The sequence below is a fragment of the Mesorhizobium sp. M7A.F.Ca.CA.001.10.2.1 genome, assembly GCF_003998575.1.
Taxonomy (GTDB): Bacteria; Pseudomonadota; Alphaproteobacteria; order Rhizobiales; family Rhizobiaceae; genus Mesorhizobium.
Map to the genome: position 1 here is coordinate 1 of NZ_RZQY01000159.1, position 10,229 is coordinate 10,229.

The 10,229-nt window shown below is 64.4% G+C and carries 14 protein-coding genes; 6 read left to right on the forward strand and 8 right to left on the reverse strand.

Features of this window, described 5'->3' with window-relative positions; translation table 11 throughout:
* The 6 genes from EN964_RS12945 to EN964_RS12970 all read left to right on the forward strand — a co-directional run.
* On the forward strand, window positions 1–549 hold a 549-nt coding region (locus EN964_RS12945), incomplete at its 5' end, for an EAL domain-containing protein (RefSeq protein WP_164775804.1).
* A gap of 267 nt (window positions 550–816) precedes the next feature.
* Window positions 817–1,584, forward strand: a complete 768-nt coding sequence (locus EN964_RS12950) for an SDR family NAD(P)-dependent oxidoreductase (RefSeq protein ID WP_023814196.1) — start codon at window positions 817–819, stop codon at window positions 1,582–1,584.
* Window positions 1,581–2,534: a 2-dehydro-3-deoxygalactonokinase gene (locus EN964_RS12955; RefSeq protein ID WP_127266733.1), complete on the forward strand. Its 954-nt coding sequence runs from the start codon at window positions 1,581–1,583 to the stop codon at window positions 2,532–2,534. The genes EN964_RS12950 and EN964_RS12955 overlap by 4 nt, the downstream gene beginning before the upstream one ends.
* Window positions 2,531–3,172 carry a 2-dehydro-3-deoxy-6-phosphogalactonate aldolase gene (locus EN964_RS12960; RefSeq protein ID WP_127266734.1) on the forward strand — a complete coding sequence of 214 codons (642 nt, stop codon included), beginning with the start codon at window positions 2,531–2,533 and terminating at the stop codon, window positions 3,170–3,172. Before EN964_RS12955 ends, EN964_RS12960 begins: the two co-directional genes overlap by 4 nt.
* Complete coding sequence (locus EN964_RS12965) at window positions 3,169–4,050, forward strand: SMP-30/gluconolactonase/LRE family protein (protein ID WP_127266735.1); 882 nt, start codon at window positions 3,169–3,171, stop codon at window positions 4,048–4,050. The genes EN964_RS12960 and EN964_RS12965 overlap by 4 nt, the downstream gene beginning before the upstream one ends.
* Before the next feature lie 127 nt (window positions 4,051–4,177).
* Window positions 4,178–5,251, forward strand: coding sequence for a D-alanine:D-lactate ligase-like protein (locus EN964_RS12970; RefSeq protein WP_127266736.1), 1,074 nt, complete (start codon window positions 4,178–4,180; stop codon window positions 5,249–5,251).
* 40 nt (window positions 5,252–5,291) lie between these two features.
* Here the strand turns inward: EN964_RS12970 and EN964_RS12975 are convergent, their stop codons facing one another.
* The 8 genes from EN964_RS12975 to EN964_RS13010 form a co-directional block, all read right to left on the reverse strand.
* Window positions 5,292–5,705, reverse strand: coding sequence for a GFA family protein (locus EN964_RS12975; protein ID WP_127266737.1), 414 nt, complete (start codon window positions 5,703–5,705; stop codon window positions 5,292–5,294).
* Window positions 5,706–5,746: 41 nt separating this feature from the next.
* Window positions 5,747–6,211, reverse strand: coding sequence for an SRPBCC family protein (locus EN964_RS12980; RefSeq protein ID WP_127266738.1), 465 nt, complete (start codon window positions 6,209–6,211; stop codon window positions 5,747–5,749).
* Window positions 6,208–6,528 (reverse strand): helix-turn-helix transcriptional regulator, encoded by a 321-nt coding sequence (locus EN964_RS12985; protein ID WP_127266739.1) that lies wholly within the window; start codon window positions 6,526–6,528, stop codon window positions 6,208–6,210. Before EN964_RS12985 ends, EN964_RS12980 begins: the two co-directional genes overlap by 4 nt.
* A 258-nt stretch (window positions 6,529–6,786) precedes the next feature.
* On the reverse strand, window positions 6,787–7,074 hold the full coding sequence (locus tag EN964_RS12990; protein ID WP_023762651.1) for a DUF1330 domain-containing protein: 288 nt from the start codon (window positions 7,072–7,074) through the stop codon (window positions 6,787–6,789).
* A 32-nt stretch (window positions 7,075–7,106) separates the two neighbouring features.
* Entirely contained in the window at window positions 7,107–7,820 is a 714-nt protein-coding gene (gene pyrF / locus EN964_RS12995) for an orotidine-5'-phosphate decarboxylase (protein WP_164748777.1), read from the reverse strand.
* Window positions 7,817–8,413 carry an NADPH-dependent FMN reductase gene (locus EN964_RS13000; protein WP_127266740.1) on the reverse strand — a complete coding sequence of 199 codons (597 nt, stop codon included), beginning with the start codon at window positions 8,411–8,413 and terminating at the stop codon, window positions 7,817–7,819. Before EN964_RS13000 ends, pyrF begins: the two co-directional genes overlap by 4 nt.
* 288 nt (window positions 8,414–8,701) lie before the next feature.
* On the reverse strand, window positions 8,702–9,307 hold the full coding sequence (gene pmtA, locus EN964_RS13005) for a phospholipid N-methyltransferase PmtA (RefSeq protein WP_023810874.1): 606 nt from the start codon (window positions 9,305–9,307) through the stop codon (window positions 8,702–8,704).
* Window positions 9,308–9,474: 167 nt separating this feature from the next.
* On the reverse strand, window positions 9,475–10,229 hold a 755-nt coding region (locus tag EN964_RS13010; protein ID WP_164775805.1), incomplete at its 5' end, for a molecular chaperone DnaJ.

Below are 10,229 nucleotides of genomic sequence, written 5' to 3' on the forward strand. Positions count from 1 at the left end.
GCCAGAAGCTGGCCGAAGGACCTGTTCCTGTCCTTCAACCTGTCGCCATCGCAGCTCGTCGACCAGAACACCGGCCTGCACATACTGGCGATCCTCGATCGCACCGGCTTCGATCCGCGCCGGCTGGAGATCGAGATCACCGAGACCGGCCTGATGAACGACCCGGCCTCTGCCGCGCAGATCGTCGAGGATCTGCGCCGCGTCGGCATCCGCGTCTCGCTCGACGATTTCGGCACCGGCCAGTCCTCGCTCGGCCGTCTGCGCGAATTCCATTTCGACAAGCTCAAGATCGATCGCGCCTTCGTCTCCTCCATTCTCGACGACCGTCCCTCGGAGCACATCATCCGCGCCATTCTCGCAATGTGCGAGGGGCTCGGCATGGACGTCGTCGCCGAAGGCATTGAGCAGGAAGCGCAGGCCGACCGCCTCGTCCAGTTCGGCTGTGCCGGCGGGCAAGGCTATCTGTTCCGCAAACCCGTCGATGCCGACGCCACGCTCGGCTATCTCCGTGATTCCTTCCGCGGCGCCCTGCGCGCCAAAGCGATCTGACCGGCGATCCCCGCGATCCGCAATCCCGACGGTGCCGCCATGCGCATCCGGTGCGGCGCATTGTCGTTTTGTCTGACATAAGCCCAGAAATCCGATCTTTCGCCCTTGCCCACGCGCCTTGCGTGGCTAGGATGCGCGCCGATCACGCTACAGCGCCGCGCGTCCTTTCGGACGCGCAAAGGACGCTGTAGCAATTTACATCTTGCGCATGATCCCTTTCCGAAAATCGATCCGATTTTCGGGGTCATGCGCTGGGAGACAGGAACGATGATGCCATCGGCGCATTTTGCCGACCTCGAAGGAGCCTCGGTGCTGATCACCGGCGGCGGTTCCGGAATTGGTGCTGCCCTGACCGAGGGGTTTGTGCGCCAGGGCGCCAATGTCGCCTTCATCGACATCGCCGACGGCCCAAGCACGGCCCTTGCCGACCGCATCGAGAAAGCGTTCGGCAAGCGGCCGCTCTATCTCAAGACCGACCTACGCGACGTCGAGGCCCTGCGGGCGTCCGCCGCGAAGGCCGCCGAGGCGCATGGCGATGTCACTGTGCTGGTCAACAATGCGGCCTGGGATGAACGCCACGCCGTCGAGGACGTGACGGTCGAGTTCTGGGACAACAACCAGGCTATTAATCTCAGGCCGCATTTCTTCACCGCGCAAGCGGTGGCGCCGGGCATGAAGCGGGCGGGCGGCGGCTCGATCATCAACTTCACCTCGACGTCCTATCTGATCAACCACCCCGACATGCCGTCCTACACGGCCGCCAAGGCCGGTATCCTCGGTCTGACCAAGGGGCTGGCCGGCAAGCTCGGTGTCGACGGCATCCGCGTCAATGCCATTGCGCCCGGCTGGGTGATCACCGAGCGGCAGAAGGAGCTCTGGGTGACCGAACAGGGGCTTGCCGCCCATGTCGCCAAGCAATGCATCAAGCAGGTGATGCAGCCCGACGACATCGTCGGCACCGTGCTGTTCCTGGCCTCGGACGCCTCGCGCATGCTGACAGCGCAGATGCTGGTCGTCGATGGAGGTTTCCTGTGAGCCCAGCCGGGAACGCGCCGGCGGTCGCCGCCGTCGACTGGGGCACGACCCGCATGCGGGTCTGGCTGATCGACGGGCAAGGCAAGGTGCTTGCTGAACGCCGTGGCGATGATGGCCTGATCACGGCGCAGCAGAAGGGCTTTTCGACCATCCTCGAAGGGCATCTGGCGGCGATGGGAGCACCAGCGGCGCTGCCCGTCATCATCTGCGGCATGGCCGGATCCCGCCAGGGCTGGCTGGAAGCGCCCTATGTCACCGTGCCGGCGCCGCTTAGCGCCATCCTTGCTGGTGCCGCCAGCGTGCCCGGCCAGAGCCGCGACATCCGCATCGTTCCGGGCCTTGCCCAGCGACTGACTGACGCGCCCGACGTCATGCGCGGCGAGGAAACCCAGCTTGCCGGCGCCGGCCTGCCGGCCAGGGGGCGCCAGCTGGTCTGCATGCCCGGTACCCATTCGAAATGGGTGCTGGTCGAGGACGGTACTGTCACCGGCTTCGGCACCTGGCCGACCGGCGAGCTGTTTTCGGTGCTTGCCGCGCATTCGATCCTGCGCCATTCGCTCGGCGAACATCCAAAGCCCGTCACATCGGACAATCCGTTCTTCCGCCGCTGGTGCGAAACCGCATTGAGCGATGGCGGCGATGTCACCTCGCGGCTGTTTTCCATCCGCGCCGCCGGCCTGCTGCAGGATTTGAAAGCCGACGATGCCGCAGCCTGCCTGTCCGGCCTTCTGATCGGCGGCGAGATCGCCTCCGCCAGCCGTCGGCACGGCGCCGGTGCGGAACCCGTGGTGCTGGTCGCCTCCGGTGCGCTGGGAACGCTGTACAGCGAGGCGCTCGGCCTTGCCGGACTTGAGGTCCGGGCCGTCGACGCGGACGAGGCGGTGCGTGCAGGTCTCGTCGAGGCGGCGCGCGAGAACGGCATGATCGCAAGAATTGGAGCAGCTCGATGAGCCAGACCGCACCGTTTCCAAAACTCAAGCGCGGCCTGGTTGCCATCCTTCGCGGGCTCAAGCCCACCGAGGCGATGGCCATGGGCCAGGCACTGTTCGACGCCGGCATCGAGGCGATCGAAGTGCCGCTGAACTCACCGCAACCGTTCTCGTCGATCGCCCGCATCGTCCAAGTGCTGCCGAAAACGGCGCTGGTCGGTGCCGGCACGGTGCTGACGCCGGCCGATGTCGATGGCTTGCACCAGGCCGGAGGGCGGCTGCTGGTCAGTCCCAACATCGATGCCGAAGTGATGGCGCGCGCCATGCACTACGGCATGGTGACGATGCCCGGCGTGTTCACGCCAACCGAAGCCTTCCAGGCGATCAAGCTCGGCGCCTCGGCGCTTAAATTCTTCCCGGCGAGCGTGCTGGGTGCAGGCGGCATTTCCGCGATGCGCGCGGTGTTGCCGGCGCAAACGCTGGTCGGTGCCGTCGGCGGCGTCTCCGAAAAAGATTTTGCCGGCTACAAGGCGGCCGGCGTGACCGCCTTTGGACTGGGCTCCAGCCTGTTCAAGCCGGGCATGAGCGTCGACGAGGTGGCCGCGCGTGCACATGCTGCCGTCGTGGCCTGGGATGCGGTGTTCGGAGAAGCAGGATGAGCGAAGCGATCGTTACGGTTTTTTCCGATCACGTCTGCCAGCTCGGCGAGGGGCCGAGCTACGATCCCGCCACCGATACGCTCTACTGGTTCGACATCGTCAACGGTCAGCTTCTGCAAAAGCAACTGTCCGGCGGCGCGGCCACCGTCCATGAGCTTGGCCAAATGGCGAGCGCCATCGCCGTCATCGACGACAAGCGCCAGCTTATCGCCGCCGAAACCGGCCTTTATGTCCGTGATGTCGCGACCGGCAAACTGACGCTGCACACGCCTGTCGAGGCCGACAATCCGGTCACACGCTCCAACGATTCCCGGGTCCACCCCTGCGGCGCCTTGTGGATGGGCACCATGGGCAAGGGCGAGGAAAAAGGCGCCGGTTCGATCTACTGGTTTTTCAGAGGCGAACTGCGCCGGCTGTTTTCGGACATCACCGTCTCCAATTCGATCTGTTTTACCGAGGATGGCGCAATCGCCTACTACACCGACACCTCGACCGGGCTTTTGATGCGCGTCGCCTGCGACCCGGCGACCGGCCTGCCTGCCGGTGAGCCAAAGCTGTTCGTCGATCACCGCTCGGCCAAGGGCTATATCGACGGATCCGTGCTCGACCGCGACGGCATCCTGTGGAATGCCGTCTGGGGCGGCAGCGTCATCGAAGCCTATGGACCCGACGGCAAGCTCGTCCGCACGGTCGCCATGCCGGTGACGCAGCCATCCTGCCCGGCCTTTGTCGGCGCCAAGGCTGACCGGCTGGCGGTCACCTCCGCCTGGTCGGGCAAGGATGAGAAGCAGCGTCTGCTGGATCTGCAGGGCGGCATGACCTTTCTGCTCGATATTCCCGTCAACGGCCGCTTCGAGCCGCGCGTGCTGATCGCCTGAACGAACTGGATTCTGCGGTCGGACGGTGCGTTGTCACGCAACCGCCCGCGCCGTGTCGGTTTCGCGAGAGCCTGACGCCTCGACCGTGCGATGGTAGGCAATCGCACTGCCGGGGAACGTTCATCTCATGCCGAGCCGCCAGCCAAGACTGATCCTCGTCCATGAGCCGGAGAAGGCTTGTTTCGACCGTCTGGTCGCCGACGGTCATGCACCGCAGCGCGCCGCCGAAATCGCGTCCTATCTGGCGCAGTCTACCGATCTCGCTCCTGAATTCGAGGCGCTTGAACGCGCCTGCCAGGCACGCGGCCTGTCGTTTGCGCCAGTGGCGCTGGACGACGCCGCAACGGTGCTCGCCGAGGAGCACCCCAGCACGACGCTGGTCTGGACGCTGACCGACGGCATCGCCTATTTCCGCGGCGGCGCGGCGCCCGCTCTGGCGCGATTGGGCGGTTTCAAGACGGTCGGCGCAGATGATGCGCTGTTCGCGCTCTGTCAGGACAAGTTCCGCTCCGGAGCCGTGCTCGGCGCACTCGGCATGCCGGTGCCGCAGGCCGGGCTCGCGCGCGACGGCCAATGGCTGGTCGAGCCGCCGGCCTCGCCCGCCGGCTGGTTCGTCAAGCCCAATCGGCTCGGCGCCAAGATCGGTATCTGGCCGGACTCGCGTGTGGCCGACCTCGGCCATGCGCTGGAGCTTAGCCGGCGCGTCTTTTCGGCCTATCGCGACGATGTCGTCGTCCAGCCCTATGTCGCCGGCCGCAATGTGCGCGCCAGTTTCCTCGGCCTGGTGCCTGGCGCCGGGGTCGAAGCCCTTGGCGTGGCTTTTGTCGATTCAGGCGCCGATTTCCAGACCATGGCCGACAGCCTGGCGCTCTACGGCGACACCGGGGAGGCAGCGAAAGCGGCGGGACATTACGCCGAGCCGGAACTCGTCGCGGTTGCCGACAGCCAGCCGGCCGCCGACACCAGGATTCGCGCGATCGCCGAGCGGCTGATGGGCGGGCTCGGCCTGCGCGATGTGTTTTCCATCGATCTCAGGGTCGAGGCCGACGACACCGTCCACCTCATCGAGTTCGAGGTCTGCCCCGGCCTGCCCTGCTTCGATTTCCGCGCCTATTGCCGCCAGCAATGGGGCCTCGAGCTGGCCGACGCCATGGCCAAGACAGCGGCGAGCCGGCTGATCGGCCAAGAGCATCGCGCCTGAAGGCGCGAGGGCAGATCGCGGGCCGACGGGCGGACGCGTTTCACTGCGGCATTCGCTCGACCGCCTGCAAGGACGGATCCATCTTGTCCCAGGCATGGCCGTGGCTCGTGTAGGTCACCATCTGCGGGCTGAACTGTTCCGGATCGTCGAGGCTGGCCGCGTGGACCACTATCAGCTCGGGCATGGCGACGGGTATCAGAAAGACCGGCGTTCCGCAGGTTGGACAGAAGGTGTGGATTTTTTCGTTGCCGCTGGCGCCCGCCACGCGCCAGGTGCTCACCTCCCCGGTGATGGCCATATCGGCACGCTGGCCGAAGGTCAGGTAGGATCCGTGGCCGGTGCCTGAGCGCTTCTGGCAATCGCTGCACTGGCAGTGGTTCTGGAAGATCGGCTCGTCATTGGTTTCGTAGCGGATCGCGCCGCATGCGCAGCCGCCGGTATAACGCTTGGTCATTGTCATTCTCCACGGGCCTGATTCTGCTTGAGGTCGCAACATCAGGCCGATTTCGGCTTGGCGAAAATGTCGATGCCGCTGCCGGTTTCGAGGAAGGATTTCAGGCTCGACAGCACCGCCGGCCAGCCCTGGCTGACGCCTTTCGCCATGCCGCTGCCGGCTTCGAGCTCGTCATGGCTGACGGTCAGCCGCACCATGGTGTCGTATTCCTCGATGGCGAACGTCACCCGGCTGGTTTTCGACGGATCGTCGGCCTGCGAAGCATTCGCCCAGGTGATGACAAGGCGGGTCGGCGGCGAAATCTCGACGACCTCGCCGACGAGCTCTACGGTCTGTTCGTCATTGGCGCGGATATGTTCCCATTTCGAGCCCGGCGTCCATTCGGAGACGTTCTCGTGGCCCCAGTAGCGCTTCGCGATCTCGGGCTTGATTATGGCCTCGAACACCTTCTGCGGCGTTGAGCGGATATAGGTCACGTAGACAAAGCTGGTCGTTTCCCTGGTCATCGGTCTTCTCCTTCGAGTTCTTGCTTCAGGTCGTGCAGCAGGCTGAGCCGCTGCCGTTCGAATTTCCGTACCCAGCGCTCGTAGACTTCGTGCAGCGGCACGGGATTGATGAAATGCAGCTTTTCGCGGCCGCGCTTGACCGTGCTCACCAGATTGGCCGCCTCCAGCAGGTCGAGGTGCTGGGTGGCGGATTGCCTGGCCATGTCCAGATGGTCGCAAAGCTGACTGAGCGTCTGCCCGTTCTGCTCGCACAGAAGGTCAAGCAGCCTTCTGCGTGTCGGATCGCCCAGCGCTTTGAAAATCTTGTCGGCGTCCATCTGCCTCACCTTGTTGTAGGCACAATATGCAGGTAAATACCTGCATGTCAACCGGCGATCCGACCCGCGTGAATGACCGCTCGTCGGCACGGCTCCGCACCCGGCAACTGCGCCAGGCAGATGACCGTGAAATCGCGGAGCAAAGATATGTAAAATGCGCCTGCGGGGCTTCAAACGCCGCCAGGCTTTATCCGATTTTGAGCAATGATCTCCGGCGAAAACCGGAATGACTTCTTCGGAACTATGCTTGCAAGGACATCAGGCGCCCTCGACCAGGACGATTTCGCCGTCGGCGACCTTCTGACGGATGGCGACGGCGCGCTGGTATTCCGGCGAATGGTAGCAATCATGCGCGGCGGCGAGCGATTCGAACTCTATGATGACGTTGCGTGCCCGGCCGGGGCCTTCGGCCTTTTCATGCTCGCCGCCGCGCGCCAGGAACTTCGCACCGAAGCGCTCGAAGGCAGGCTTGGCGGCGGCGACATAGTCCTTGTAGCCTTCCGCGTCGCGCACATCGACACGGGCGATCCAGTATCCCTTGGGCATTTTCTTGGTCTCCGAACTTGTTCTTGGAAATCTCAGGCCGAGCGCATCTCGTCGAGGATGGCTTCGGCCGCTTCCCGTTTGTTGTCCGCAGCAATGATCGGCCGGCCGACGACGAGGTGGCTGGCGCCGTTGCGGATCGCCTGGCCCGGCGTCACGACGCGCTTCTGGTCGCCATGGTCGCTGCCCGCCGGCCGGATGCCGGGTGTCACCACCGCCATGTCGGGTCCGACGATGCGGCGCACCGCCTCGGCCTCCGCGGCCGAGCAGACGATGCCGCCCATGCCGGCATGCAGCGCCTGTTCCGAGCGCCGCAGCACCAGCGTATGCGGGTCGTACTCGTAACCGACATCGATCATGTCCTGCTCGTCCATCGAGGTCAGCACGCTGACGGCAAGCAGGCAAAGGTCGCTGCCGCGCGCTGCTTCCACCGCCGCCGCCATCGCCTTGGGATAGGCGTGGATGGTCAGCATGGTCATGCCCATCTTGACGATGTTCTCGACGCCCTTGGCCACCGTGTGGTCGATGTCGAGCAGCTTCATGTCGAGGAAGACCTTGGTGCCGCCGCTGGTCAGTTCCCTGGCGAAATCGAGCCCGCCGGCGAAGGCAAGCTGGTAGCCGATCTTGTAGAAGGAGACGACGCCGTCGAGTTCGCGCACCGCCTGCTCGGCTTCTCTCACTGTCGGCACGTCGAGGCCGACGATCAGCCTTTCCTGCATGGATTGGGCCTGCAAGGTGCTGGCAATCATGTCTCTATCCGGGTGGACAGCATGCGCGAGGTTTCGATCAGCGTGCGGCATAGATGCTCCATCGATTTGTACAGTCTTTCGTCACGGAAATTGCCGTCCTCGTCGAAGGCGCTGCCACCCTCGGGCACCGAGCATTCCGGCGTCACCACCTCCATCTGGCAACGTACCAACACGGCGCGCAGATGGTTGATGCAGCGGATGCCGGCAAAGTGCCCGCTGGAGGACGAACAGAGGCCAACGACCTTGCCGGCAAGTGGCCTCACCGGCCGCCCGCCATCCCTGCGCACCCGGCTCACCCAGTCGATCGTGTTCTTGAGCAGCGGCGGAATGGAGCCGTTATATTCGGGCGTGGCGATCAGCAGCCCGTCATGGGCGATCACCAGACGGCCGAGTTTCTGGGCGTTTTCGGGAACGCCTTTTTCCTTTTCCAGATCCTCGTCCAGGATCGGCAAGGGATAGTCGGCAAGCGAGATGCGGGTCACCTCGGCGCCTTGCATGGCAAGTTCCTTCTGCGCCACGTCGGCCGTCCTGCCGCTATAGGCGCCGCTGCGCACCGAGCCGGCGAAGACGAGGATTTTCGGGATCACTGCCATTGGCCACCCTTGCTCCCGGACAGGTACAGCCAAGGATCGAGCAAATCAACGCCAACTTCGTCATCCCTGGGCGAAGCAGGAGCGAAGCTCCGTCGCGGAGACCCTGGGATCCATTCCGTGACCTTGACCGTAGAGTGCGGCGGAACAGAACTCTGCGCCGTGGCGTGCACTCGGAAGTCGCGGCATGGATCCTCGGGTCTGCGCTGCGTCGCTGCGCTCCTTGCTCCGCCCGTGGATGACGAAGTCATAGAGTTTGCGCGAGTCGCCGAGCGGTTCCGCTCCGAGAAACTAATGCGCTTCGCGGCGGTAGATCCACAGCTGGGTCGGCGGGATGTTGCGAAGGATGAAATCGAAATGCTTGACCGTATAATTGCCACGGCCGGCCGGGATCGGCGACATCGGGCCGTAGGTCAGCTGCACGATCGGCCGTCCGGCCGGGATGCGGTCGAGCAGGCTCTCGATATAGGCAATGCGCTGGGCGACCGGGAAGTTGAGCAGCGGCACGCCGGAAACGACGGAATCGAAGATCATCCCGCTCTTGTCGCCAAGCGTGGCGTTGAGATTGAAGGCATCGCCCTCGATGACGTTGACGCCGGGATAGAGCCGCCGCAGATGACGGACGAAATCCGCGGAATACTCGACCGCGTAGAGGTTTTCGGGCCGCACGCCCTGAGCGAGGATGGCGCGGGTGATCACGCCGGTACCGGGGCCGACCTCAAGCACCGGCAGGCCGGATTTAGGATTGACGATCGAGGCCATTTTGCGCGCGGTGACCGAACTGGTGGGCACGATCGAACCAACCGCCTTCGGCTTGTCGATCCAGCCCTTGAAGAATTTGAGTTCGTCGTCGAACTTTTCGACAAGCGCCTTCCGCAGTCCAGGGCCACGTGTCATGCAAGCTCTCCTCAGCGCTTCCCGCAAAGTTACTTAGCACCTGAGCGGTGCTAGGCAAGGCGCGGCCGGACGCATGTCGTGGATAAGATAATTTTCGTCGCGTCTCAAGGGGTGACGCGATTCAAGGATTTACGCGTTGCAAATCGGCTTAGGCTGGCCAAAGTGCATCAACGTTCGCCAAAGGACTCGAAAAAATCCTTCATGCGGGCAAAAAAGCCGCTCGATTGGGGCGAATTGTCCTGCGAGGAGAGCTGTTCGAACTCCTCCAGCAGCTCACGCTGGCGGCGGGTCAGGTTCTGCGGCGTCTCGACCGCGGTCTGGATGTAGAGGTCGCCGACATTGGGCTGACGCAGCACAGGCATGCCCTTGCCCTTGAGACGGAACTGGCGCCCGTTCTGCGTGCCCTCGGTCACCTTGACCTTTGTCTGCGTGCCGTCCAGCGTCGTCACCTCGAAGGAGCCGCCAAGGGCTGCCGTCGTCATCGAGATCGGCACCTTGCAATACAGGTCGGCGCCGTCGCGTTGGAAGAACTCGTGCGGTTTGACCGCCAGGAAAATATAGAGGTCGCCCGATGGCCCGCCGCGCAGGCCGGCTTCGCCCTCATTGGCAAGGCGGATGCGGGTGCCGTCCTCGATGCCGGCCGGGATGTTGACCGACAGCGAACGCTCCTCGGTGACGCGGCCCTGGCCGGCGCATTTCGGGCACGGATCCTTGATTGTCTGGCCGCGGCCCTGGCATTGCGGGCAGGTCCGTTCGATCGAGAAGAAACCTTGCGTGGCGCGCACCTTGCCGTGGCCGTTGCACATCGAGCAGGTGACGGGCTGGGTGCCGGGCTTGGCGCCGCTGCCCGAACATTCAGAGCAGGAGATCGACGCCGGCACCCGGATCTGCGCGGTCTTGCCGGCAAAAGCCTCTTCCAGGG